This is a genomic window from Mycolicibacterium austroafricanum (assembly GCF_902705885.1).
Taxonomy (GTDB): domain Bacteria; phylum Actinomycetota; class Actinomycetes; order Mycobacteriales; family Mycobacteriaceae; genus Mycobacterium; species Mycobacterium vanbaalenii_A.
This window is the reverse complement of record NZ_CACSIP010000012.1, coordinates 150,365-174,598: the sequence shown is the minus strand read 5'-3', so window position 1 is coordinate 174,598 and position 24,234 is coordinate 150,365. Positions and strand designations below refer to the sequence as shown.

Here is a 24,234-nt window from a genome sequence, read left to right as displayed (position 1 = left end):
CAAAAGTCCTGCTGGAATACCGTTCCGGCGAGAAGGTGGCGCGGCCTCTTTACGTTACGGAACCGTTTCGTTAATATATGCACCATGGACGCAGCCGACGTACTGGTGGTGGGCGCGGGGCCGACGGGGCTGACGCTGGCGTGCTGCCTGCGATCACAAGGGGTGTCGGTGCTGGTCGTCGACCGCGCCCCCGGTCCGGCCACCACCTCACGGGCCAACTTCCTGCACGCCCGCGGGTCGGAGGTGCTGGGCCGTATCGGTGCGCTGGGGACCCTGCCCGACGAGTCCCTGCGCGCCATGCGCATCACCAACTACCTGGGTGAGCGCCCGCTGATGACCCTGGAGTTCGGCGACCCGAAGATGCGCACCGCGGCGCCGCCGATGGTGGTGTCCCAGGCCAAGGTGGAGGCAGCGCTGCGTGCCCGTCTCGCCGACCTCGGCACCGTCCCGCACTGGGGTAACGGACTGGTCGCCCTGCACCAGGAACACGACCATGCAGTGGCCGAACTCCAGGACGGCACGCGGATTCGGGCGGGCTGGATCGTGGGCTGCGACGGCACCTCGAGCACCACCCGCCGGCTGGCCGGCATCGATCTCCCGGGCGTCAAGCTCTCCGAGCGTTTCCTGCTGGCCGACGTGCACCTGGACTGGGACCTCGACCGTGGCGGCACCACGGGCTGGGTTCATCCCGCCGGGATCGTCGGCGCGATGCCGATGCCCGACGACGACGGCCGCGGTGATCTGTGGCGGCTGTTCGTCTACGACCCCGGGTACGACGAAAAGCCGGGCGAGCGTGACATCCTCGAACGCATCCGCCAGGTCGTCCCGGAGCGCACCGGACGCCCGGTCCGCATCGGCGACGCCGAGTGGCTGTCGGTGTTCACCGTGCACCGCAGGCTGGCCACCACCTACCGTCGCGGGCGGGTGCTGATCGCCGGGGACGCCGCGCATGCGCATGCGCCCTTCGGCGGACAGGGCATGTTGACCGGTATCGGCGACGCGGAGAACCTCGCGTTCAAACTCGCTCTGGTGCTACAGAACCGGGCCGCGGACCCGCTCGTCGACACCTACGAGGCCGAACGTCGACCGTTGGCGACCGGAGTGCTGCGTGGCACCAGCGCGGTGACGCGGGTCAACGTCGCCCGCAACCCGGTCGGCCGGTTCCTGCGCGACCACGTCGCGCCGCGCATCTTCGGCCCGGCGCCGGTGCAGCGCTGGATCACCTACACCGCTTCCCAGCTGTGGGTGAGCTACCGCAAGGGGCCGCTGGGGGGTACCGGCCGAAAGCCCCGGCCTGGTGACCGGATCCCTGACATGCCCTGTCGCAGAACCGATGGCACGGTTTCGACGCTGCACCGCGAGTTGGGAGCGCACTGGGCACTGCTGTCGCCCGGCACGCCCCCGACCACCCCGTGCGTCGAGGCGGCCCGCCGCCATCTCGGCGAGCTGGTCACGATCCTGACCCGCGAAGACGACGAGGTGATGCTGGTCCGTCCGGACGGCCATCTGGCCTGGCGCGGGGAAGCCGGTCAGGCTGCGAGCTTGAACCGTTGGCTCACAAAGGCTTTGACCAGCGGCACGGTGCGGTGACGACACCAGCGGGCCGCGGGAGACCCCGCGACGGCGCCACCGATCTGGCGATCCTGCGCGCCGGGCTGGAACTGTTCATCGAGCGCGGGGTCGAAGGCACCAGCATCGAGCAGATCGCCAAGAAGGCCGGTGTGGGCAAACCGACGATCTACCGGCGGTGGGCCAACAAGGAAGAGCTGATCGCCGCCGCGATGGAGACGCTGATCGTCGACGAAGCAGGATGGGCTTCCCAGGAAGCGGTCGACACCGAATCACCGTATGCCCTCGTGGAGGCCGCGATCGACCGGGCCGCTGCCGCCGTCACCACGGTGCAGTACCGCGCTCTGGTCGCCAGGGTGTTCGGTTCGGCGGTGAGCCATCCGCAGCTGATGTCCACCTACTGGCAGCGCTACATCCTGCCGCGCCGCAAGCTGGCGGCAGCATTGCTCGCGCGGGCACGCGAACTGGGCACGGTCGCCGACGACGTCGACGTCGACGTCGACGTGGCCATCGACATGATGGTGGGTGCGGTGACCTACCGGGTGCTGCAACCCGACCCGCCCGACGTCGACGAGATGCGCCGCTACCTTCGGGCGGTGTACCGGCAGATCGGGCTGCTGCCGCCGTGAGCGGTAGTGCCCCTCAGCCCCGCTGTTCGTGCCAGCGGTCCAGCAGTGCCGGGATCTCGGCCATCAGAAAGCCGTAGAAGTCCCGCATCTCGGCGAGGCGCTCCCGGGCCGGACCCTGCTCCTCGGTGGCCTTCAGACCCGCGTCGGCCGCTTCCAGCATCGCCCGCATCGTCTCGTTCTTGCTGGTGAACAGCACTGACCAGGCATCACGGGGAAGCCGGAAATGCTCGCGCCTGCTGCCCGGGACCGGCACCCTTTCGGCGAGTCCGACCGAGGTGAGCATCTTCAGCGCCCCGGAGATCGATCCGGCACTGGCCTGCAACGTCTCGCCGAGTTCGGCCATGGTCACACTGGTCTGCTCGGTGAAGAGCAGGGTCGCCAGCACTCGCGCGGTCATCCGCTGCAGCCCGTGGCTGGTGAGGACGAGCGCGAGCTCTTCGGCGGCCTGCTGCGATTGCGGCGCCCCTGACACAGCCAATGCTCCTCACCCGGAATGCTCTTCAATAATTTCTGAAAGTCTAGTACAGTCCTTGCCGGAGCTCCGGGAAGTCTGGTCGGAAACGTGGATCACCCCTACCCGCGAAAGGCCACACCCGAGCCGATGAACACCACTGCGCACGTCGTCGACGTACGACAACTGACCTACACCTATCCGAAAACGACCGAGCCCGCCGTCCGCGGCATGGACTTCACCGTGAGCGCCGGCGAGATCTTCGGGTTTCTGGGACCCAGTGGAGCCGGCAAGTCCACCACGCAGAAGCTTCTCATCGGCCTGCTGCGCGGCCACGGCGGTCAGGCGCTGGTGTGGGGAAAGGACCCGCTGGACTGGGGATCCGACTACTACCAGCGCATCGGGGTCTCGTTCGAACTCCCCAACCACTACCTGAAGTTGACCGGCGCCGAGAACCTGAGGTTCTTCGCCTCGCTGTACGACGGCCAGACGCGGGAACCCAGAGAACTGCTGGAGGCGGTCGGCCTCGGGGAGGTGGCCGACACCCGAGTCGGCAAGTACTCCAAGGGAATGCAGATGCGGCTGACCTTCGCCCGGTCGTTGCTCAACAACCCCGAGCTGCTGTTCCTCGATGAGCCGACATCGGGCCTGGACCCGGTCAATGCGCGCACGGTCAAGGACATGATCCTCGACCTCAAGAGCCGCGGCCGCACCATCTTCCTCACCACCCATGACATGGCCACCGCCGACGAGCTCTGCGACCGGGTGGCGTTCGTCGTCGACGGCCGCATCGTGGCCCTCGACAAGCCCGCGGAACTCAAGATCGCACGCAGCCGACGTCTGGTCCAGGTCGGCTACCGCAGCCCACAGGGCGTGCTGCAGAGCGCCGAGTTCCGGATGGACGGCCTCGCCGACGATCCCGAATTCCACACCGTCCTGCGTGATCATCACGTGGAGACCATCCACAGCAGGGAAGCCAGCCTCGACGACGTGTTCGTCGACGTCACCGGCAGGAGCCTGGTATGAGCAGGTGGGCAAGCGCTTTGCGATTGGAAACCACCACACAGGTGCGGCAGCGGTTCCTCCACGCCGCGGTTGTCTCCGGCCTGCTGTGGCTGGCGTTGTTGCTGCCGATGCCGACGCAGGTGCGGCCCATCGTCGAGCCCTACGTGCTCGTCGGCGACATCACGATCATCGGGTTCTTCTTCATCGGCGGTTCGGTGTTCTTCGAGAAGCAGGAACGCACGCTGGGTGCGGTGATCTGCACCCCGCTGCGGTTCTGGGAGTACCTCTCGGTGAAAATCGCCGTGCTCATGAGTGTTTCGATGTTCGTCGCACTCGTCGTGGTGGCACTGACCCACGGTGTCGGTGCCGAGATCGTTGTGGTGGTGGCCGGGGTGGCGCTGGGCACGCTGGTGATGCTGTTGGCGGGATTCGTCTCGTCTCTGCCGTTCTCGTCGGTCAGCGACTGGTTCCTCTCGACCACGGTGCCGCTCGCGATCTTTGCGCTACCCGTGCTGCATCTGTCCGGTGTGTGGCCGAACCCGGTGCTGTACCTCATTCCCACGCAGGGTCCCCTGCTGTTGTTCGGTGCGGCGTTCGACCAGCTGACGCTCGCGCCGTGGCAGGTCGGCTACGCGCTCGGGTATCCGCTGCTGTGCGCCGCCGGCCTGTACTGGCTGGCGAGAACACTGTTCGTCCGGTACGTCGTCGAGCGGTCCGGGGTGCTGTGATGGCGACCTCCACACCGGCACTGCATGCCTGGGCGGCGTTCGGCCGCAACGACATCCGTGGCACCTACCGCGACCCCCTTCTGGTGATGCTGGTGTTGGCGCCGGTGATCTGGACCGTCGGCACCCGAGCGCTGGTGCCGCCGCTGACCGAAACACTCTCCCGCCGTTACGAATTCGACCTGGTGCCGCACTACCCGCTGATGCTCACCGCGATCCTTCTGTTGACGAGCATCATCATCGTCGGCGGCCTCGGCGCCTTCCTGGTCCTCGACGAGGTCGACGCCGGCACCCTGACAGCACTTCGGGTCACCCCGGTGTCGCTGGGGAGCTTCTTCGCCTACCGCGCAACCACCGCCGTGATCGTCACCACGGTGTACGTCGTGGCCACCATGTCGCTCAGCGGAATCCTGCAACCGGGGCTGACACCGGCGCTCGTCCCGATCGGAATGCTGGCGGGGCTGTCGTCGGTGGTGACGCTGCTGCTCATCGTCGCGGTGGCCGGCAACAAGATCCAGGGCATCGCGGTGATGCGCCTGCTGGGTATCGTCATCGCCGGATTGCCGTGCCTGCCCTGGTTCATCGACTCGGCGTGGAACCTGGCTTTTGGTGTGCTGCCGCCCTACTGGGCAGCCAAGGCGTTCTGGGTCGCCGACGCCCACGGCACCTGGTGGCCGTACCTGCTCGGCGGCGTCGTCTACAACTCGGCGGTCATCTGGCTACTGCTGCGACGCTTCATCGCCAAGAACACCGCATGAGGGTCAGTCGGAACGGCGCCCCAGCCCACCGATCATCGACGCGATCACGCCGAGGACCACCAGCGCACCGCCGGCCATCAGGGTGATGTTGAGCCAGTGGTGCAGGCTGTCTTCGGCCTGGGCGACCATCATCTCGGCGACGGTCCTGATGTCTCCGGTCGTGCGATTCAGCGCGCCTTCCAGATGGCGGCGGCCGACCTCGATTCCCGCCCATCCGGCGGCGCCCACCAACAGGCCCGAAACACCCAGCGCGGTGAGCGCTTTGCCCCGGGAGCGGGCGGCGGCCAACGTCAGCAGCGCGAGGACGGCGGCCATCACGGCGGCGCCGATGCTGACCCACGGCCCCCATGTCGCCAGCCATCGCAGCTTGCCCGGCCGCAGTTCGGGTGAGTCGACGGTGATGGGCACCGTGAGGGTCTGGGGGACCTGGAGATCCAGGGTGCCGAGCGTGGCCGCGAAGGACGGGTCGGACAGCATCGGTGCGACGTCGATCAGCCACTGGTCGGTGGATTTGCCGGCGGGGACGGCGCCGGTGAACATCCACCGGTGGGCGATCCGGTTGGCCTGCGCGAACTGACCGGGGAACCCGTCGTTGCGGGTGTAGGAGCCGGCGACCTGGCGGACCAGTTCGGGGTTGAGGGTGTAACCGTTGTCGGCACCGAGCGAGACCACCTGGGTGGTGAGCTCGGCGGCCATCGCGTCCTGCAGCCGGGGCTCCTGCGCCGCGGCTGCGGCCAGCGCGGCGTAGCCGCGCTCACCGACGATGTTCACCTGCGCCCATACCGCGGGCACCGCAGCGGCAAGCGCCACGGTTGTCATGAGCCACAGCATCAGCGCGGCCAGAAACCGCACGGGTCCTCCTTGCCGGACGATCGACGGAGACCCTGACTCGGCTAGTCGGTCAACGCGCGTCCCACGATGAGGGGGTCGGCTTCGGCGACCACCTCGCGGTCCTTGTTGTCGTAGTCGAACTTACCGAGCACGTAGCGCATGGCGTTGATGCGGGCACGCTTCTTGTCGTTGCTCTTGACCACGGTCCACGGGGCAATGTCGGTGTCGGTCAGCGCGAACATGTCTTCCTTGGCAGCCGTGTACCCGTCCCATTTGTCCAGCGACGCCAGGTCGGTGGACGAGAGCTTCCACTGCCGGACCGGATCGACCTGGCGGATGGTGAACCGGGTGCGCTGCTCGGACTGGGTCACCGAGAACCACAGCTTGGTCAGGCTGATGCCGTCGTTGACCAGCATCTGTTCGAACAACGGCGCCTGGCGGACGAACTCCTCGTGCTGATCGGAAGTGCAAAAGCCCATCACCCGCTCCACCCCGGCCCGGTTGTACCAGGACCGGTCGAACAGCACCAGCTCGCCGGCGGCCGGCAGGTGGGTGACGTAGCGCTGGAAATACCACTGGGTGCGTTCGCGTTCGGTGGGCTTCTCCAGCGCGACGACCCGCGCACCGCGGGGGTTGAGGTGCTCCATGAACCGCTTGATGGTGCCGCCCTTGCCGGCGGCGTCGCGGCCTTCGAACACGATGACGTGACGCAGACCGTTGGCCTTGCTCCAGTTCTGCAGCTTCAGCAGTTCGATCTGGAGCAGCCGCTTCTGCTCCTCGTACTCCGGGCGCGCCATCCGCTCGGCGTACGGATAGCCTTCGCGCCAGGTGTCGACCGGGATCCCGCTCGGGTGGTGCACCAACACGGGATCGTCATCGTCGTCGTCGCGAACGGTGTAGTACTCGGTTCCCTTGAGCGTGGTCACCGGCAGAAGCTATCGAGCCGGAGGTACCTCAGGGTGACGGCTCGGTGAACGCCGGATGGACTACTTCGCCGAGCGCCGGGGACCGATCAGCGCGAACCTCGTCATCAGCTTGTTCATCCGGGTGAGCGCCCTGTGCGAGTTGTTGTAGTAGTTGCCGCCCGCGCCGACGTTGGTGCGCGGCGCGACCACCGCCTCCTGGCGGCAGAACTTGCGCAACCCGTCGGCGCCGCCGAAACGCGCGCCGATTCCCGAGGTCTTCCAGCCTCCCATCGGGGCCGTCGTGCACATCAGGTTGGAGATCACGTCGTTGATGTTCACGGCGCCGCAGTCCAGCTGCACCGCAACGGCTTTCGCGCGCTCCAGGTCGCTGGAGAATACCGCCGCGGACAGTCCGTACGGGCTGTCGTTGGCCAGCCGGATCGCCTCATCGACGCTGGTCACCTTCATGATCGGCAGCGTGGGGCCGAAGGTCTCCTCGGTCATGCACGCCATCGAGTGGTCAACGTCGACGAGCACCGTCGGCGGGTAGAAGCTGCCCGAACCCGCCGGCCGCTCGCCGCCGGTCAGCACCTTGGCGCCCGCGGCCAGCGCGTCCTGCACGTGCCGCTCGGTCACGGCGACCTGGCTCTCGTCGATCAATGCCCCGAAGTCGTAGCCCTCACCGGCACCGGTCTTGAGTTTCTCGACGTCGCGCACCACCGCGGCGACGAACTGGTCGTACACCGACTCGAGCACGTAGACCCGTTCCACCGACACACACGTCTGGCCCGCGTTGAACATCGCGCCCCACACCGCGGCGTGCGCGGCCAGGTCGACGTCGGCGTCGTCGAGCACGATCATCGGGTCCTTGCCGCCGAGCTCCAGGCTGACCGGGGTGAGTCGGCGCGCCGCGCGCTCCATCACCTTGGCGCCGGTCGCGCTCGATCCGGTGAACTGGATGAAGTCGGAGTTGTCGACGACGGCCTCGACCGCTTCGCGGGCGCCCTGCACGATCGCCATCACCTCCGGTGCGCCGGAGTCCAGCCAGCCACGCACCAGCAGTTCGGCCGTCAGCGGCGTGCGCTCGGAGGGCTTGAGCAACACCGAGCAGCCCGCCGCCAGCGCAGCTATCCCGTCCATCAGCAGGTTGGCGACCGGGTAGTTCCACGGCGCGACGATGCCGACGACAGGGCGGGGCCGGTAGTGCACGGTGACCTTCTTGATCGCCAGGAACGGCAGGGAGGCCGGGCGTGACTCCGGCGCCAGTGCCTTCTCCATCGTCTTGATGTAGTACGAGGTGATCATGATGATCAGCGGCACTTCCTGGGCCGCGTCCACCGCGGACTTGCCGGTCTCCTTGATCAGCAGCGCTTCGATCTCGTCGCGGTGTTCGCCGAGCCACACCGCGTAGCGGGCCAGCACCTTCGCGCGGCCCTTGGGGCCACGAGCCTCCCACTCCTTCTGCGCGGCGCGCAGGCCGGCGGCGACGCGCGGCACATCGGCGGGATCGGTCCAGCGCACCTGGCCGGCCACCGAACCGTCCGCCGGGTTGGTGATGGTGCCGGTACCGCTGAACGGGTTGGGCAGTTCCACATCGGGCGTCGCTGTCATGTACCCATGCTAACCACTCTTGTGACCCACGTCGCAGCCGGGTTGACACCTGTCAAGTCGGGCGACCCAGGCGGCAGCACACACCACCGCGGTGCCGAGGAAGACCGCCCCGACCGCGTCGGTGAAGTAGTGGTAGGACACTGCCTGCCCCAGCACCGCGAGCACCGTCGCCACCACGGCCGCCACCACGGCCCACGCCGTCACCCCGGCGACGAGCACGGCCAGGCAGAACACCACGACCGCGAGTGTGGTGTGCCCGCTGGGGTAGGCCAGCGCGCCCTCCTTCTCCCGGCCGAACACGCGCTTGGCCAGCCGCGACAGCATGACGCCGACCGGCGGCGCCACCGCGACGACGGCGGCCGGCCGCCAGCGCCGGCGGATCACCACGATCGCCAGCAGGAGCGCCCACACCGTGAGCGTGACCCGACCGTCGGTGAACACCAGCAAGAACCCCGGCAGGCGATGCGTCTGACCCAGGTCCTGGAACCAGTCGTCCACCGGGGTGGAGCCCGTCCCGACCGCCAGCCCGAGCAGCGTCATGACCGCGAGCCCGGCCACCGGCCACCACCGGACCACGTCGAGCCGGGTCAGCTGGCGATGCCCCGGAGGTAGGCCGCCTGCCCGAGGTGTTGCGCGGCGTCGTCGACGATGCTGACCAGCCTGGCACTGGCCGTCACAGGTGGAGTCCAGTTGTGGTCCACCACCCTGGCCAACTCCTCGGCCGAGACCGAGGCGACGTACTCGAGCGACTCCTTGTGCACTGCGTGGTAGTAGCCGGCAAGTAGTTCCGCCGACGCGCGGACCTTGGCGACCTCCTCGGGAGTGTGCCCATAGCCGTGCGCGTCGCGCGGCAGGTCCAGGCCGAACCGGTCGACCCAGCCGTCGCGGAACCACACCTGTTCGATGCCGCCGATATCGCACACCTGCGCGTCCTGCATGCGGGCGGTGTGCCAGATCAACCATGTGATGGTGTTGGCTTCCGGCGTCGGCCGGTAGTACGCGACCGCGTCGGTGAGCCCGTCGGTCAGGTCGTCGGAGTGCTCGATCAGCCGGGTGAACGAGTCGCGGAGCAGTTCCCGTGCCGCGTCGATGTCAGACATGGGCAGCGCCGGCCGGAAACCCATGGAACACCGCTTCGACGTTGTTGCCGTCGGGGTCGCGGACGAACGCGCCGAAGTAGCCGGGGTGATACTCCGGCCACAGCCGCGGTGCGTGCAGCGACTCGGCCCCCGATTCGAGGGCGGCGTCGTAGAACGCCTGCACGGCGTCTGCGTCGGCCGCCTGGAACGCGAGGTGCACCTCGCGGTTGGGGCCCGCCGCGTCACCGGTGTTCATGTCGGCGATCCAGAAGTCGGGCTTGCCGTCGACGCCGTAGCCGATGGCGACCTGGAAGTCCATCTGCCGGGTGAAGCCCAGCACGCCGAGGACCTTGTCGTAGAAGGCCTTCGACTTCTCCCAGTCCGCACAGTTGATTCCGAAGTGGTCGATCATGAGCTCACCGTACATTCGGGGTATGACATATGAGCTCGTCATCCGGCACGGCACCATCGTCGACGGTCTAGGCGGCGAACCGTACGTCGGCGACGTCGCGGTGCGCGACGGCGTCATCGTCGCGGTGGACCGCGGAGACGACACAGCGGTGGACCGCGGAGACGGCACAGCGATCGGCGTCATCAACGAAACCGGGACCCGCGAGATCGACGCCACCGGCCTGCTCGTCACGCCCGGCTTCGTCGACCTGCACACTCACTACGACGGCCAGGCGATCTGGTCGGAGCGGTTGACACCGTCCTCGGCGCACGGCGTCACCACGGCCGTGATGGGCAACTGCGGCGTCGGCTTCGCCCCGTGCCGGCCCGACGACCACGACGTGCTCGTCGATCTGATGGCGGGCGTCGAGGACATCCCCGGTGTCGTGATGGTCGACGGGCTGCCGTGGACGTGGGAGACGTTCCCGGAGTTCCTCGACGCCCTCGACTCGGGACGCCGGGACATTGATGTCGCCGCGTTCCTGCCGCACTCCCCGCTGCGGGTGTACGTGATGGGTCGTCGCGGTGTGGACCGCGAACCCGCCACCGATGAAGACCTGGCATTGATGCGCAAACTCGCCGCCGAGGCCGTGGATGTCGGCGCGCTCGGCTTCGCGTCGTCACGGCTCACCCTGCACAAGTCCGAGAGCGGTAGGCCGATACCGAGTTTCGAGGCAGGCCGGGCCGAGATCGAGGCGATCGCACGTGGTGTCAAGGATGCCGGCGGCGGGTTGATCCAGTTCGTGCCCGACCTGGTCGCCGGGGACTACGGCCCGGCCCTGCAGACGGTGTTCGACGTCGCCGCGGAGGTCGGCCTGCCGGTGACGTTCACGTTGGCGATCGGCAACGCAGGCGACCCGTTCTTCGTCGACGGCCTCGACATGGTCGCCAAGGCGAACGCCGCAGGCGGGGAGATCAGCGCACAGGTCTTCCCGCGCCCCATCGGGTTGGTGCTCGGCCTCGAGCTGTCCGGGAACCCGTTCGTGCTGTACCCGTCCTTTCGGGAGATCGCCGGGTTGCCGTTGCCCGAGTTGGTCGCGGAGCTACGCAAACCCGAAGTCCGACAACGCATTCTGTCAGACAAACCGGCCGCTGACGGGCATCCGCTGATGTTCGCCGCCCAGGCCTGGGACTACATGTTCCCGCTGGGCGACCCCCCGAACTACGAGCCGTCACCGTCGGATTCGATCGGGGCGCAGGCCCGGGCACGCGGCGTCAGCCCCCTGGAGGAGGCATACGACCGTCTGCTCGACGACGGCGGTCACGCAATGCTTCTGGTCACGCTCGCGAACTTCCGCGACGGATCCCTGGACACCGTCGCGGACTTGCTGCACCGAGACGACGTCGTGCTCGGCCTCGGCGACGGCGGCGCGCACTACGGGATGATCTGCGACGCGTCGTTCCCGACCTACATGCTCACCCACTGGGTGCGCGACCGACCCTCGGGCCGGCTGTCGGTCGCCGCGGCGGTGCGCGAGCTGACGTCGACGCCCGCGCGGGTGGCGGGCCTGGCCGATCGTGGCCGAATCGCGGTGGGATACAAGGCCGATCTCAACGTCATCGACGCGGCGGCGCTGCGGCTGCACAAGCCTGTCGTCGTCGGTGACCTGCCCGCGGGCGGACGTCGCCTCGACCAGACCGCCGACGGTTACCGTGCCACGGTCGTCTCCGGCGAGGTGATCGCCGAGAACGGGGTGCCCACCGNCGCCCGGCCGGGCAAGCTCGTCCGGGGCCGCCGACCCGCGCCCGCGGATTGACGCGGCGCGCCGCGGGTACGCACTCTGGTGACCCTGCGAATCTGCGACCTCGGCGAACAGTTCGGCGCGGGCGTCGGGATCTGCGACATCACAACCGATCACCTCGACACAGACGCCGTCACCCAGTTCATCGGCGAGGTGGCGCCGATGCCGGAGGAGGCGCCGGTGACGACGGCAGTGGACGACGGTGAGGGCGGTGGCAGCGGTATGCCTCGAACCTAACGGGCGCTCACCCGGTCACGGACGCGAGCCACTGGCCCCGGACCTCGACGAAGAACCGCAGTAACCCCGTGACGACGAGATCCGAGACGTCCATCGGAAAGTTGGGGTCGGCGAACCAGGCGTACAGCCACTGGTGCGCCGACGCCGGGTCCCCTCCGCGCCGGGCGGTCTGCGCACGGTATGCGGCTCCGATCGGATGCAGTGACCGCTCGGTTTCCAACTGGTCGAGCCGGGCCCAGGCCTGTTGCGGTGACAGCTCGGACAGACTGAAGAGCGCCGCCAGTAGAGCGTCGTAGTCCTCGGTGTACTCACCGCAGCTGACAAAGCGACCCTGCACAGCCGCCACGGTCGGCGGGAGGAAGTTGTCGACCATGCTATCGGCGGAGTTCCAGACGATGATGTCCTTATTCTTCTCCATGCGCCAACCAGAGTCACGAAGGTTGGCGTGCCCGGCCAGGCGGGCCTCCGCCTGCGAAGCCCTCCCAGCAGCCCAGGACAGGCCGAGGTACACCCGGGCGATGTGCTGCCATGTGCACGGCACCGCGTTGATGTCGGCGCGGTCCTCGATCACGTCGAGCCACTCTTCGACCAGGGATACGCCGATGTCGGGCCTACCGGCCCATAGCGTGAGATCCCAGACGTCCTTGGCGATTTCGGGCCAAGCCTCTGTCTCGCGCAGTGCCAGCGCCGCCGACAATCCCGGCTCCACCAGACCCACCCGGCAGTAGACGGCCGCCTGCTCCCAACGACGGTGCAGTGAGGCGGGATCCCGCGTCAGGTTCGCGTCGACCAATGCTTTGGCGCCGGCTCGGTCACCCGCGGCGAGCAGTTCGCCGATCGTGGCGCCGCGTCGCTTGTTGCCCATCGCCGGAGTCTAATTTACTGCCGTTCTTCGGGCCATCGGGCAGGATGGACGCATGAGTGTGAGGGTGGATCTCGACCAATTAGCCGACAGACTGGCCGAATTCGCCTTCGCCTATCTCGTCTCGGTAAGCGATGACTTCCGCGCCCACACCGTGTTCGTCGAGCCGATACTGCGCGACGGCCGCCTCAGCCTCGGCACGGTCGGCAGGCACACCCGGGAGAACACCGCCGCGCATCCCGACGTCACGATCGTGTGGCCCCCGCGCGATCCGGGCGGGTACTCGCTGATCATGGACGGCCACGCGCACCTGTCGGGCGACTCTCTGACTGTCGAACCGACGCGCGCGGTTCTGCATCGCAGGGCGACTGCCGAGTCGCTGGCCTGCGACCCCGCCGGCCTGCACGACTGCGTGCCGCTCGAGGGGCAGCGTTGATTGTGGACTCCGCGACCGCTGGCCCCGGTACCGCACAAGCGACGAAAAAGCCCGGCCCCTTGCGGAGCCGGGCTTTCCCGTAGCGAAGCGTCGGACTAGAAGTCCATGCCGCCCATGCCACCGGTCGGGTCGCCGGCAGGTGCGGCGGCCTTCTCCGGCTTGTCGGCGACGACGGCCTCGGTGGTGAGGAACAGCGCCGCGATGGACGCCGCGTTCTGCAGCGCCGAGCGGGTGACCTTCACCGGGTCGGCAACGCCGGCCTTGAGCAGGTCCTCGTACTCGCCGGTCGCGGCGTTGAGGCCGTGACCCGCGGGCAGATTGGACACCTTCTCGGCGACGACACCCGGCTCCAGGCCACCGTTGAGGGCGATCTGCTTGAGCGGGGCCGACAGCGAGACCCGGACGATGTTGGCGCCAGTGGCCTCGTCGCCGGTCAGCTTCAGCTCGTCGAGCGAAGGAGCCGACTGGATCAGGGCCACGCCACCACCGGCGACGATGCCCTCTTCGACGGCAGCCTTGGCGTTGCGAACCGCGTCCTCGATGCGATGCTTGCGCTCCTTGAGCTCCACCTCGGTGGCAGCTCCGGCCTTGATCACCGCAACACCGCCGGCCAGCTTGGCCAGGCGCTCCTGCAGCTTCTCGCGGTCGTAGTCGGAGTCGCTGTTCTCGATCTCGGCACGGATCTGAGACACCCGGCCGGCGATGGCGTCGGAGTCACCGGCGCCCTCGACGATCGTGGTCTCGTCCTTGGTCACGACGACCTTGCGGGCCTGACCCAGCAGCGCGACGTCGGCGGTCTCCAGAGACAGACCGACCTCTTCGCTGACGACCTGGCCACCGGTGAGGATCGCGATGTCCTGCAGCATGGCCTTGCGGCGGTCACCGAAGCCCGGAGCCTTGACGGCGACGGACTTGAAGGTGCCACGGATCTTGTTGACCACCAGGGTGGAAAGAGCCTCGCCCTCGACATCCTCGGCGATGATCAACAGCGACTTGCCGGCCTGGATGACCTTCTCCAGCAGCGGGAGCAGATCCTTCACGGTCGACACCTTGGAGCTGACCAGCAGGATGTACGGATCCTCCAGGACGGCTTCCTGACGCTCGGCGTCGGTCACGAAGTAACCCGAGATGTAGCCCTTGTCGAAGCGCATACCCTCGGTGAGCTCGAGCTGCAGGCCGAAGGTGTTGGACTCCTCGACGGTGATGACACCCTCGTTGCCGACCTTGTCCATCGCCTCGGCGATGAGCTCGCCGATCTGGGTGTCACCGGCGGAGATCGCGGCGGTGGCAGCGATCTGCTCCTTGGTCTCGACCTCCTTGGCCTCCTTGAGGAGACGGTTCGTCACTGCTTCGACGGCCTTCTCGATGCCGCGCTTCAGGCCGAGCGGGTTCGCACCCGCGGCGACGTTGCGCAGGCCCTCGCGAACGAGCGCCTGAGCCAGCACGGTGGCGGTGGTGGTGCCGTCGCCGGCGACGTCGTCGGTCTTCTTGGCGACTTCCTTGACCAGCTCTGCGCCGATCTTCTCGTACGGGTCCTCCAGCTCGATCTCCTTGGCGATGGACACGCCATCGTTGGTGATCGTGGGGGCGCCCCACTTCTTCTCGAGGACGACGTTGCGACCCTTGGGCCCCAACGTCACCTTTACCGCGTCGGCGAGGGCATTGAGTCCCCGCTCGAGGCCGCGGCGGGCCTCTTCGTCATACGCAATTGTCTTGGCCATTGCGAAGTGTTTCCTCCGGATCGGGGATGCACGTCTTGCTGGTCGGGCGCAGTGCCCGCGACGGACGGCTTGGGTGTGCCCCGCAGGTGCGGCCCCGAGCCTCACCGTCCCGACCTAGCACTCGCCGGTCGCGAGTGCCAACTGCATTCTTAGCACTCGACCATGGTGAGTGCAAGGCAGTCCGGTGCCGATGCGGCCGAGGCGCGAGGCCGTGAGGAGCCGGACCATCGACGCGACCCCCGGAGGTCAGGGCATTCGGAGACCGTCTTCGATGACGGACGCGACCCGGTCGGACACCTTGTCGCCGTAGAGCTGCGCCGTCTTGCACACCAGTAGCAGCGCCTTGATCTCCGCGACGCCGATGTCGGGCCGCACGGAGCCGGCCTGCTGGGCAGCGGTCAGCAACTCCCCCAACACGTCGAGAAACGCTGCTTCCGCGCCGGGCGCCGCGGTCTCGAGGTCGATCCCGTATCCGGCCAGCGCGTCCACGAGCCCGTGGTCGGTGGCGCCGTTGCGGACCATGTCGCGCAGAAACGCGAACAGTGCTGTTGCCGGCGCCTCGGCGACCAGCAGGGCGTGCGCGTGGTCGACGATGAGTCGCACCCGGTCAGAGAAGACGGCGCCGAACAACGCCTCTTTGGTCGGGAAATGCCGATACACCGTGCCCGCGCCGACACCGGCACGGCGGGCGATCTCGTCGATCGGTACCGCGAGACCGTCGGCCGCGAAAGCCTCGTAGGCGACCTGGAGTACCCGTGCCCGGTTGCGCGCCGCGTCGACGCGCAGCGCGCGGGTGCGCGGGCGTTCGATTTCGCCCACAGCGCACCTCCAGATAAGCGGGGCAATCGTTCCGTATAGTGGCAATCAACCGGGGCGTTCGCCCCGCTTCACCATACCGAGGCCTCGAGGAGCACCCCGCATGACCGACTGGACCACCTCCGACATTCCCGACCAGACCGGTCGCACCGCAGTGATCACCGGCGCCAACACCGGCCTAGGCTTCGAGACCGCCAAGGCCCTGGCCGCCCGCGGCGCCCACGTCGTGATCGCGGTCCGCAACACCGACAAGGGCCAGAAGGCCGCCGCCCAGATGTCGGGAACCGTCGACGTGCAGGAACTGGACCTCTCCTCGCTGGCCTCGATCAGCGCTGCGGCTGACGCGCTGAAGTCGCGCTTCGACAAGATCGACCTGTTGATCAACAACGCCGGGGTGATGACCACGCCCAAAGGCACCACCGCAGACGGTTTCGAGCTGCAGTTCGGCACCAACCATCTGGGTCACTTCGCGCTGACCGGCCGACTGCTGGACCGACTGCTCGACGTCCCCGGCGCCCGGGTGGTGACGGTCAGCAGCAACGGCCACAAGATGGGCGGCGCGATCCACTGGGATGACCTGCAGTGGGAACGCAGCTACAACCGGATGGGCGCCTACACCCAGTCGAAGCTGGCCAACCTGCTGTTCACCTACGAGCTGGAGCGCCGGCTCGCACCCCGCGGCAAGACCGTCGCCGTAGCCGCGCACCCGGGGACCTCGCCCACCGAGCTGGCCCGCAACCTTCCGAAGCCGGTGCAGGGCGCGTTCGGGGTCGTCGCCCCGCTCTTCGCCCACAGCCCGGCGATGGGCGCCCTGCCGACGCTGCGCGCCGCCACCGACCCGGGCGTGCTCGGAGGCCAGTACTACGGACCTGACGGCATCGCGCAGCAGCGGGGCAACCCGGTGGTCGTCGCCTCCAGCGCCCAGTCCTACGACCTCGACTTGCAGCGCCGGTTGTGGACGGTCTCGGAGGAGCTGACGAAGGTGGCGTTCCCGGTCTAGCCGGGCACAAGACACGCGGGGCGGACACGCCGACCAAGATGCGGCTGCGGAACCGCCTGCCCTAGACTGCATTCCGGTCAAGCCGCGCAGGCGGCCGGGCGATTGGGAGGAGTCATGGGTGCGGGCTGACGTGGCGCCCGGCACCCAGGCGTTGCGGAGCTGGCAGCGCCGTGCGCTGGTCAAGTACCTGACCGCCAAGCCGCGCGATTTCCTGGCAGTCGCCACGCCGGGATCCGGCAAGACCACCTTCGCGTTGCGCATCGTCGCCGAACTGCTCGCCGAGGGCACTGTCGAGACCGTCACCATCGTTGTGCCCACCGAGCACCTGAAGATCCAGTGGGCGCAGGCCGCGGCTCGGCAGGGCATCTCCCTGGACCCGAAGTTCTCCAACTCCAACTCCCAGACATCCTCGGAGTACCACGGCGTGGTCGTCACCTACGCCCAGGTCGCCAGCCACCCCACCCGGCACCGGGTGCGCACCGAGAACCGCAGGACGCTGGTCGTCTTCGACGAGATCCACCACGGCGGCGACGCCAAGAGCTGGGGCGACGCCATCCGCGAAGCCTTCGACGACGCGACCCGCCGGCTCTCGCTGACCGGCACCCCGTTCCGCAGCGACGACAGCGCGATCCCCTTTGTCACCTACGAAGAGGACAGCGCCGGCCTCAAACACTCGCAGGCCGACCACAGCTACGGCTACGCCGATGCGCTGGCCGACGGGGTGGTGCGACCCGTGGTCTTCCTGGCCTACTCCGGCGAGGCCCGCTGGCGCGACAGCGCCGGCGAGGAACATGCGGCACGCCTGGGCGAGCCGCTGACCGCCGAGCAGACCGCGCGCGCGTGGCGGACGGCGCTCAACCCGGCCGGGGAGTGGATGCCCGCCGTGATCGCCGCGGCCGACCGGCGGCTGCAACAGAAACGTCAGCACGTCCCCGACGCCGGCGGCATGATCATCGCCTCCGACCAGACCGCAGCCCGGGCCTATGCGGAGCTGCTACTGAAGATCACCGGCGAGCCGGCCACCGTCGTGCTCTCCGACGACAAGGGCTCCTCGGACCGCATCTCACAGTTCGCCGAAGGCAGCACCCGCTGGCTGGTGGCAGTGCGGATGGTGTCCGAAGGCGTGGACGTGCCACGGCTGTCGGTCGGCGTGTATGCCACCAGCGCCTCGACCCCGCTGTTCTTCGCGCAGGCGATCGGCCGGTTCGTGCGATCGCGGCGGGCCGGCGAAACGGCCAGCATCTTCCTGCCGTCCGTGCCCAACCTGTTGTTGCTGGCCAGCGAGCTGGAGGCCCAGCGCAACCACGTGCTCGGCAAGCCCCATCGGGAGACGCTCGAAGACCCACTGGACGCGGAGCTGGCCGAGCAGAAGCGCGACGAACCCGACGACCAGGACCGCAAGATCGAGTACCTGGGCGCCGACGCCGAACTCGATCAGGTGATCTTCGACGGTTCCTCCTTCGGGACGGCGACCCCGGCGGGCAGCGACGAGGAAGCCGACTTCCTCGGCATCCCCGGCCTTCTCGACGCGGCATCGATGCGAGATCTGTTGCGGCGCAGGCAGGAAGAGCAGATCACCAAACGCACCGCCGACGGTGCGGTGCCGCGACCGTCGACCCACGGGCAGCTGCGCGAGCTACGCCGGGAGCTGAACACGCTGGTGTCACTGGCCCACCATCGCACCGGGAAGCCCCACGGCTGGATCCACAACGAGCTGCGGCGGATCTGCGGCGGGCCGCCCATCGCCGCGGCGACCACCGATCAGCTCAAGGCCCGCATCGAGGCCGTCCGCGGGTTCACCTCCTGACGTCGACAGCTAGCCGACGGCCAGCTTCTCCAGGTTCGCCAACGAGTTCTCCAGGTGCGCCCTCGGGAAAGGCGGGAACGCGATGTGCTCGCGCGTCGTCGCCGGCACGGCGGACCAGTCGTAGACGATGGTGACCCGGGTCTGCTGCGGGCCAGCCGGCTCCAGATCGTAATGCCATGTCCAGCCGCCGAATTCGATCTCGCCGTCCTCGCCGGCCTGGCCGGGCTCCCACCCGATCGCGCGGCCCGGCTCGAAAGCGAGCACCTTGTTGGCCATTTCGTAGTCCCCGTCGGGATGGTTGTCGTGATACATCGCGATCCGGAAGATCTGGCCGGTCTCGGTCAGCGGCTTTCCGTCGAGCGACTCGCGCACCCAGCCGGTGCCGTCGATCGCGGCGTGGTTGGCGGGGTCGGCCAGCACCTCGAACACCTTTGAGGCGGGTGCGTCGATGGTGATACTCACGTTCAGTGTTTCGGTCATGGTCGGATAGACCTCGCCCGACCGCTCAACTCATCGCAGCAGGACGATTCGGGCGTGGTTGTCGCCGCTGAGCGACGACAATCACGCCCAATCCGCTACAGATCCAGCAACTCCGGAAGGTCAGCGACCGAATCGATCACGTGATTGGGTTGCATGGCGAATTCGTCTGCGGCCCAACGGTCCAACGTGTCCTGACGGAACTTGCCGGTACGAACCAGGATCCCGGTCATGCCGACGACCTGGGCGGCCAGCACGTCGTTGTTGAGGTCGTCGCCGATCATGTACATCTCGTCGGGGTCAACCCCCAGCCGTCCGGCCGCCGACAGGAATCCCTCGGGCGCCGGCTTGCCCACCGCCGTCACCTTGCGTCCGGAGGTCTCCTCCATCCCGATCAGGTACATGCCGGTGTCGACACGCAGACCGTCGGCGGTGGTCCACGAGGTGCTGCGGTGCATCGCGACCACCGGCACCCCCTGGGCCATCCAGTCGTAGACCCACGACAGCGTGAGGTGGCTGTACTCGGGTCCGGCCCCGCCGAGCAACACCACATCGGGGGCCTCCGGCGCCCGCTGGCCGCTGAAGTCGGTCGAGTACACGATGTCGATGCCGGGCATGTCCTCGGCGATCTGCCCGCTGTTGACCAGAAAACACCGGGCGTCCGGATAGCGGTTGCGGACATAGTCGGCGGTCAGCACCGCCGCGGTGATCACCTCGTCGGCCCTGACGCTCATTCCCGCCTCGGTGAGCAGGTCGGCGATCTGGGCGCGGGTGCGGGTGGTGGTGTTGGTCAGGTATGCGCAGGCGACCTGGTTGTCGGCCAGCGTGCGGAGGGTCTCGGCCGCGCCGGGGATCGGCTCCCAAGAGGTCACCAGCACGCCATCGATGTCGAAGAGCACCCCACCGATAGCCATGTTGCGACAGTAAACGCCGACACACAGACCGCAACTGGAGACCCGGTCACCGGGCCCAGGCGGTGTCCCCGAGCCAGGGCGACGTCGACGCGGCGATCGACCAGGCGCGGTCGGCAGGCACGTCGACGACCTCGTAGCGCTTGACCCCGGCCGCCGTCGCCGCAACCAGCGTGGCCACCCCGGCACGGCGCTGCAGCAGCGTCTGGCGCACGGTCCACCCCACGATTCCCGCCGCCGCCACACAATCGCGGCGCCGTTGCAGACTGCCCGCCCGGGCCACTAGCCAGCCGCCGCCCGCCCGGTGGCCCAACGACCGGGAACGGTCGACGGCCAGGAACACGCTGAACGAAGTCAGCACCGCCAGCGCGGGCCACGACCAGACGGGCACCCCGACCGTCGCCGCGGCCACGCCCAACCCGCAAGCCACCAGGGCAGGCAACGTCATCGCCCTCATCCAGCGTCTGCGGGTCGCGACCGGACCGTGTGCGGTCAGCAGGCCGCTGACGACGTCGGGCCGGGCGATCAGGTCGGTCAGCACCGCCTCGGCGGTGGGCTTCGGGCACGGCGGCAGAAGTTGCGAGGCCTCCCCCGCGCCGGCGACCCCGGTCATCACCGCGTCCAGGCGTGCGCCGCCGAACATCCGTACCAACAACGGTTCCCGGAGTGTGCCGCCCCGCAGCCGGCGCATGTCGAAGGTGTGTTCGCGCACCCGAAGCAGACCGTGCGACAGATGCAGGATGTCGGCGTCGCGCCGCAGCTCCAGGTTCGCATAGGTCACAAGTGACTGTGCCACCGACAACGCCACCGAGGCCGCCAGCACGACCAGCACACCCACCGCGACGACGACCAGCACGCCGACGCTCTCGGCAGCGTTCACACCGGCCCGCACCGCCGGCGAATCCTGCACGGCGCCAAGCACTCCGGTCTGAGAGACCACCCCGAATGCCGCCACGATCATCACCAGGCCCGTCAACGTCAGCGGGCTGTAGCGCAGCCACGACGGCTGCCATCGAGCCAGCACCCGGCCGGGGGCGACAGGGTGCGCGGGATCCTCACGCGCCGGCGCCAGCGAGTCGGCCAGCAGGACGGCCCGCAGGCCGGGCACCTCACGCGCCGGCATCGCATCCAGCGCGAAGGACGTCTCCCCGACAGCCTGCTGGCCGGTGCTCACCTCCAGCACCGTGAGGCCGAGCAGCCGGTGCAGCAGCCGGGCATCGGTGGACACCGAGCGGATCCTGTTGCGGGGCACCGAGAGCACCTTGCGTTGCAGAACACCGGTGCGAAGCTGCACCTCGTCGGCGCCGATGCGGTAGGTGGTGGTGAACCATCGCGCCACCCCGTACCCGACGACCAGGCCGAGGCCCAGCAGCGTCCACAGCGGGTTGCCGGTCGCCGAGCCGAGCACCAACGACCCAATCAACACCGGGATCTGGCGCAGCACCTCGTGCACCGGGTGCACCAGGAGCATGCGCGGGCTCAGCCGATGCCAGTCCTGGGTGACCGGCTGGGTCATGTGGCGTCCTCGGCGCCGAGGGCGGCGATATCGGTGAGCTGGGCGACCACCCGGTCGGCAACCTCGGAGTCCAGGGCCACGATCCGCACGGCACCGGCCGACGACGCCGTCGTCACCGTCACGTTCGCCAGCCCGAACACCCGGTCCAGCGGACCCCGGTAGGTGTCGACGGTCTGCACTCGCGAGATCGGCGCGATCCTGCGCTCCTGCACCAGCCAACCCGACCGGGTGTACACCGCGGTCGGGTCGACGTCCCAGCGGTGCACGCGGTAGCGCCACACCGGCACCACGAACACGAACACCACGATGCCGACCACGGTTCCGGCCGCGAGCAGCAGGTGCGCCCAGCCGTATCGCCCGTCCATCCCATCGATGACGAACCACACCGTCTGCGCCACCATCAGGAACAGCCACGGGATGGCCGCGCCGATCGCCCACACCAGCGGCGCTCTGCGGCTCGGCCGGTGCGCCGGTTCAACCAGGTACATGAGTCGAGCATGGCCTATCGGCGCAAGTATGTTGATGCCATGAGCGCCAAATGGACTGCATCCGACGTGCCCGATCAATCCGGCAGGGTGGCGGTGGTCACCGGCGCCAACTCCGGTATCGGTTATGAAGCCGCCGCCGTGCTGGCCGGCAAGGGGGCCCGCGTGGTGGTCGCGGTGCGCAACCCGTCGAAGGGCGAAGAGGCGGTGCGACGCATCGAAGCTCGCCATCCCGGGGCGGACGTCGCGCTGGTCGAGCTGGACCTGTCATCGCTGGCCAGTGTCCGAGGTGCCGCCGACACGCTTCGCGCGGCGTATCCGCGGATCGACCTGCTCATCAACAACGCCGGGGTGATGTACCCGCCGAAACAGACCACGGTCGACGGCTTCGAATTGCAGTTCGGCACCAACCATCTCGGCCATTTCGCGCTGACCGGGCTGCTGCTGGACAACCTGCTCGTCGTCGACGGCTCCCGGGTGGTGACCGTCGCCAGCATCGCCCACAACATCCAGGGGGGTATCCATTTCGACGATCTGCAGTGGGAACGCAGCTACAACCGCGTCGCCGCGTACGGGCAGTCCAAGCTCGCGAACCTGATGTTCACCTACGAGCTGCAGCGCCGGCTGGCCGCCAAGGGCGCGCCCACCATCGCCGTCGCCGCCCACCCCGGAATCTCCAACACCGAGCTGATGCGCCACATCCCCGGGTCCGGATTGCCGGGATTCACCAAGCTGGCCGGTCTGGTCACCAACAGCCCGCCCGTGGGTGCGCTGGGGACGCTGCGGGCGGCCACCGCTCCCGACGTGCAGGGCGGCCAGTACTACGGTCCGTCCGGTTTCCGGGAACTGGTCGGTCACCCGGTGCTGGTCGAGTCCAACCGCAAGTCTCACGACGTCGAGGTGCAGCAGCGGCTGTGGGCGGTCTCGGAGGAGTTGACCGGCGTGAAGTTCGGAGTCTGATGCGTTCCGTCGACGAGCATCGGCAGGTGGTCGCCGGCCTGATCACCGCGCGCCGGCCGGTGACGTTGCCGGTCGCCGACACGCTCGGGCTGATCCTCGCCGCCGACGTGGTCGCCCCGCTGTCGCTGCCCGGCTTCGACAACTCGGCGATGGACGGATATGCGGTCCTGGCCGACGACATCGCCTCGGCGACCGACGACACCCCGGTGCGGCTACCGGTCACCGAGGACATCCCCGCAGGTCGCACCGACATCCCGACCATCACGGCGGGGACCGCGCACCGCATCATGACCGGCGCGCCGCTGCCGCGGGGGGCCACGGGCGTGGTGCCCGTCGAGGCCACCGACGGCGCCGTCGACACGGTCACGATCCGCGCCGGCGTCCGGCCCGGGCAGCACATCCGCCGCGCGGGCGAGGACGTCACCGCCGGCACCACCGTGCTGCGGGCCGGTCAGGTCGTCACCCCGGCGGTGCTCGGTCTGGCCGCCGCACTCGGCCTGGCCGATCTGGCGGTGGTGCCACGCCAGCGGGTGCTGGTGATGTCGACCGGCACCGAGCTGGTGGCGCCGGGCCGCGCCCTGCAGCCGGGTCAGATCTACGAGTCGAACGCGGTGATGCTGGCAGCCGCCGTGCGCGATGCGGGCGGCGACGTGGTGGCCTCGCCGATGACCGGCGATGACGTCGACGCGTTCCGTGAGACGTTGCGCAACCACACCGGCGCCGGCCGTGTCGACCTCGTCATCACCACCGGCGGCGTCAGTGCCGGGGCCTACGAGGTGGTCAAAGACGCCTTGTCGGGAACGGTGGAGTTCGTCAAGGTCGCGATGCAGCCGGGCATGCCGCAGGGAGCGGGCAGCGTGGACGGCACCCCCATCATCACGCTGCCGGGCAATCCCGTCAGCGCGCTGGTGTCCTTCGAGGTGTTCATCCGGCCGGCGCTGCGGGCCGCGATGGGATTGCCGAACCCCGACCGGCCGAGGCGCACGGCGGAGCTGGCCGAGGATCTCACGTCACCTCGGGGGAAACGGCAGTTCCGCCGCGGGGTACTCGACGCCGACACGGTGACCAGCTACGGCCCGCCGGCGTCTCACCATCTGCGGTGGCTGGCGTCGGCGAACTGCCTGCTCGAACTCGACGAGGACACCGGCGAGGTCGCTGCCGGCGAACGTGTTCAGGTGTGGGACCTGCGCTGACGCCCCACTCCTCGCGCAAGCTCTCGTCTGACGCCCCACTCCTCGCGCAAGCGCTCGT

Annotated in this window: 25 protein-coding genes and 1 pseudogene; 11 read left to right on the top strand and 15 right to left on the bottom strand. The window is 68.6% G+C overall.

From position 1 onward, the window contains the following. Positions 1-84 precede the first annotated feature (84 nt). Both BEMPMBAN_RS09575 and BEMPMBAN_RS09570 read left to right on the top strand, forming a co-directional pair. On the top strand, positions 85-1,590 hold the full coding sequence (locus tag BEMPMBAN_RS09575) for an FAD-dependent oxidoreductase (RefSeq protein WP_159230120.1): 1,506 nt from the start codon (positions 85-87) through the stop codon (positions 1,588-1,590). Further along, positions 1,587-2,198, top strand: a complete 612-nt coding sequence (locus BEMPMBAN_RS09570; RefSeq protein ID WP_159230119.1) for a TetR/AcrR family transcriptional regulator — start codon at positions 1,587-1,589, stop codon at positions 2,196-2,198. The genes BEMPMBAN_RS09575 and BEMPMBAN_RS09570 overlap by 4 nt, the downstream gene beginning before the upstream one ends. A 13-nt stretch (positions 2,199-2,211) precedes the next feature. Here the strand turns inward: BEMPMBAN_RS09570 and BEMPMBAN_RS09565 are convergent, their stop codons facing one another. Then, entirely contained in the window at positions 2,212-2,670 is a 459-nt protein-coding gene (locus BEMPMBAN_RS09565; RefSeq protein ID WP_272952231.1) for a GbsR/MarR family transcriptional regulator, read from the bottom strand. 129 nt (positions 2,671-2,799) lie between these two features. Here BEMPMBAN_RS09565 and BEMPMBAN_RS09560 point away from each other — a divergent pair, with 129 nt between their 5' ends. Genes BEMPMBAN_RS09560 through BEMPMBAN_RS09550 form a run of 3 tightly spaced genes read left to right on the top strand, consistent with a single transcriptional unit; the run spans position 2,800 to position 5,137 of the window. Beyond that, positions 2,800-3,675, top strand: a complete 876-nt coding sequence (locus BEMPMBAN_RS09560) for an ABC transporter ATP-binding protein (RefSeq protein WP_159230118.1) — start codon at positions 2,800-2,802, stop codon at positions 3,673-3,675. Beyond that, the gene (locus tag BEMPMBAN_RS09555) at positions 3,672-4,382 is read left to right on the top strand and encodes a fluoroquinolone export ABC transporter permease subunit (RefSeq protein ID WP_159230117.1); all 711 of its coding nucleotides are present in this window, start codon (positions 3,672-3,674) and stop codon (positions 4,380-4,382) included. Before BEMPMBAN_RS09560 ends, BEMPMBAN_RS09555 begins: the two co-directional genes overlap by 4 nt. Next, positions 4,382-5,137 (top strand): Rv2686c family ABC transporter permease subunit, encoded by a 756-nt coding sequence (locus BEMPMBAN_RS09550; RefSeq protein ID WP_159230116.1) that lies wholly within the window; start codon positions 4,382-4,384, stop codon positions 5,135-5,137. The genes BEMPMBAN_RS09555 and BEMPMBAN_RS09550 overlap by 1 nt, the downstream gene beginning before the upstream one ends. Before the next feature lie 3 nt (positions 5,138-5,140). Here BEMPMBAN_RS09550 and BEMPMBAN_RS09545 read toward each other — a convergent pair whose 3' ends face one another. From BEMPMBAN_RS09545 to BEMPMBAN_RS09520, 6 genes are read right to left on the bottom strand one after another with little or no spacing between them, the layout of a single operon-like run. After that, on the bottom strand, positions 5,141-5,989 hold the full coding sequence (locus BEMPMBAN_RS09545) for a hypothetical protein (RefSeq protein WP_159230115.1): 849 nt from the start codon (positions 5,987-5,989) through the stop codon (positions 5,141-5,143). Positions 5,990-6,030: 41 nt separating this feature from the next. After that, a complete protein-coding gene (gene ppk2 / locus BEMPMBAN_RS09540) occupies positions 6,031-6,894 on the bottom strand; it encodes a polyphosphate kinase 2 (protein WP_159230114.1) in 864 nt (287 codons plus the stop codon). Positions 6,895-6,954: 60 nt separating this feature from the next. Beyond that, positions 6,955-8,484 (bottom strand): aldehyde dehydrogenase family protein, encoded by a 1,530-nt coding sequence (locus BEMPMBAN_RS09535; protein WP_159230113.1) that lies wholly within the window; start codon positions 8,482-8,484, stop codon positions 6,955-6,957. Between the two features lie 9 nt (positions 8,485-8,493). Continuing rightward, the gene (locus BEMPMBAN_RS09530; RefSeq protein ID WP_425294954.1) at positions 8,494-9,042 is read right to left on the bottom strand and encodes a phosphatase PAP2 family protein; all 549 of its coding nucleotides are present in this window, start codon (positions 9,040-9,042) and stop codon (positions 8,494-8,496) included. A gap of 29 nt (positions 9,043-9,071) precedes the next feature. Beyond that, positions 9,072-9,584, bottom strand: a complete 513-nt coding sequence (locus BEMPMBAN_RS09525) for a mycothiol transferase (protein WP_159230112.1) — start codon at positions 9,582-9,584, stop codon at positions 9,072-9,074. Further along, positions 9,577-9,975, bottom strand: a complete 399-nt coding sequence (locus BEMPMBAN_RS09520; RefSeq protein ID WP_159230111.1) for a VOC family protein — start codon at positions 9,973-9,975, stop codon at positions 9,577-9,579. Before BEMPMBAN_RS09520 ends, BEMPMBAN_RS09525 begins: the two co-directional genes overlap by 8 nt. A 22-nt stretch (positions 9,976-9,997) precedes the next feature. On the opposite strand from BEMPMBAN_RS09520, the gene BEMPMBAN_RS09515 reads away from it, so the two are divergent. Next, positions 9,998-11,770 carry an N-acyl-D-amino-acid deacylase family protein gene (locus BEMPMBAN_RS09515; protein ID WP_159230110.1) on the top strand — a complete coding sequence of 591 codons (1,773 nt, stop codon included), beginning with the start codon at positions 9,998-10,000 and terminating at the stop codon, positions 11,768-11,770. Positions 11,771-11,815: 45 nt separating this feature from the next. On the opposite strand, the pseudogene BEMPMBAN_RS32545 reads toward BEMPMBAN_RS09515, so the two are convergent. Together BEMPMBAN_RS32545 and BEMPMBAN_RS09505 are read right to left on the bottom strand one after the other, a co-directional pair. After that, a pseudogene (locus tag BEMPMBAN_RS32545) lies at positions 11,816-11,979 on the bottom strand (SDR family NAD(P)-dependent oxidoreductase); the annotation flags it as partial. 20 nt (positions 11,980-11,999) lie between these two features. Next, positions 12,000-12,857: a hypothetical protein gene (locus BEMPMBAN_RS09505; protein WP_159230109.1), complete on the bottom strand. Its 858-nt coding sequence runs from the start codon at positions 12,855-12,857 to the stop codon at positions 12,000-12,002. Between the two features lie 52 nt (positions 12,858-12,909). Here BEMPMBAN_RS09505 and BEMPMBAN_RS09500 point away from each other — a divergent pair, with 52 nt between their 5' ends. Further along, entirely contained in the window at positions 12,910-13,290 is a 381-nt protein-coding gene (locus BEMPMBAN_RS09500; protein ID WP_159230108.1) for a pyridoxamine 5'-phosphate oxidase family protein, read from the top strand. Between the two features lie 95 nt (positions 13,291-13,385). Here the strand turns inward: BEMPMBAN_RS09500 and groL are convergent, their stop codons facing one another. Both groL and BEMPMBAN_RS09490 read right to left on the bottom strand, forming a co-directional pair. Then, positions 13,386-15,011: a chaperonin GroEL gene (gene groL / locus BEMPMBAN_RS09495; protein ID WP_159230107.1), complete on the bottom strand. Its 1,626-nt coding sequence runs from the start codon at positions 15,009-15,011 to the stop codon at positions 13,386-13,388. 246 nt (positions 15,012-15,257) lie between these two features. Then, entirely contained in the window at positions 15,258-15,821 is a 564-nt protein-coding gene (locus tag BEMPMBAN_RS09490; protein WP_425294957.1) for a TetR/AcrR family transcriptional regulator, read from the bottom strand. A gap of 109 nt (positions 15,822-15,930) precedes the next feature. Between BEMPMBAN_RS09490 and BEMPMBAN_RS09485 the strand changes: the two genes are divergently transcribed. Together BEMPMBAN_RS09485 and BEMPMBAN_RS09480 are read left to right on the top strand one after the other, a co-directional pair. Then, complete coding sequence (locus BEMPMBAN_RS09485; protein ID WP_159230106.1) at positions 15,931-16,827, top strand: SDR family NAD(P)-dependent oxidoreductase; 897 nt, start codon at positions 15,931-15,933, stop codon at positions 16,825-16,827. Between the two features lie 118 nt (positions 16,828-16,945). Beyond that, the gene (locus BEMPMBAN_RS09480) at positions 16,946-18,634 is read left to right on the top strand and encodes a DEAD/DEAH box helicase (RefSeq protein ID WP_159230105.1); all 1,689 of its coding nucleotides are present in this window, start codon (positions 16,946-16,948) and stop codon (positions 18,632-18,634) included. Between the two features lie 9 nt (positions 18,635-18,643). On the opposite strand, the gene BEMPMBAN_RS09475 is transcribed toward BEMPMBAN_RS09480, so the two are convergent. The 4 genes from BEMPMBAN_RS09475 to BEMPMBAN_RS09460 form a co-directional block, all read right to left on the bottom strand. Further along, positions 18,644-19,114, bottom strand: a complete 471-nt coding sequence (locus BEMPMBAN_RS09475; RefSeq protein WP_159230104.1) for an SRPBCC family protein — start codon at positions 19,112-19,114, stop codon at positions 18,644-18,646. Between the two features lie 95 nt (positions 19,115-19,209). Beyond that, the gene (locus BEMPMBAN_RS09470) at positions 19,210-20,025 is read right to left on the bottom strand and encodes an HAD-IIA family hydrolase (protein WP_159230103.1); all 816 of its coding nucleotides are present in this window, start codon (positions 20,023-20,025) and stop codon (positions 19,210-19,212) included. 46 nt (positions 20,026-20,071) lie between these two features. After that, positions 20,072-21,538 carry a PH domain-containing protein gene (locus tag BEMPMBAN_RS09465; protein ID WP_159230102.1) on the bottom strand — a complete coding sequence of 489 codons (1,467 nt, stop codon included), beginning with the start codon at positions 21,536-21,538 and terminating at the stop codon, positions 20,072-20,074. Beyond that, the gene (locus tag BEMPMBAN_RS09460; protein WP_159230101.1) at positions 21,535-22,026 is read right to left on the bottom strand and encodes a PH domain-containing protein; all 492 of its coding nucleotides are present in this window, start codon (positions 22,024-22,026) and stop codon (positions 21,535-21,537) included. Before BEMPMBAN_RS09460 ends, BEMPMBAN_RS09465 begins: the two co-directional genes overlap by 4 nt. 39 nt (positions 22,027-22,065) lie before the next feature. On the opposite strand from BEMPMBAN_RS09460, the gene BEMPMBAN_RS09455 reads away from it, so the two are divergent. After that, on the top strand, positions 22,066-22,983 hold the full coding sequence (locus BEMPMBAN_RS09455; protein ID WP_159230100.1) for an SDR family NAD(P)-dependent oxidoreductase: 918 nt from the start codon (positions 22,066-22,068) through the stop codon (positions 22,981-22,983). Then, complete coding sequence (moeA, locus tag BEMPMBAN_RS09450) at positions 22,983-24,176, top strand: molybdopterin molybdotransferase MoeA (RefSeq protein ID WP_159230099.1); 1,194 nt, start codon at positions 22,983-22,985, stop codon at positions 24,174-24,176. Before BEMPMBAN_RS09455 ends, moeA begins: the two co-directional genes overlap by 1 nt. Positions 24,177-24,234 lie beyond the last annotated feature (58 nt).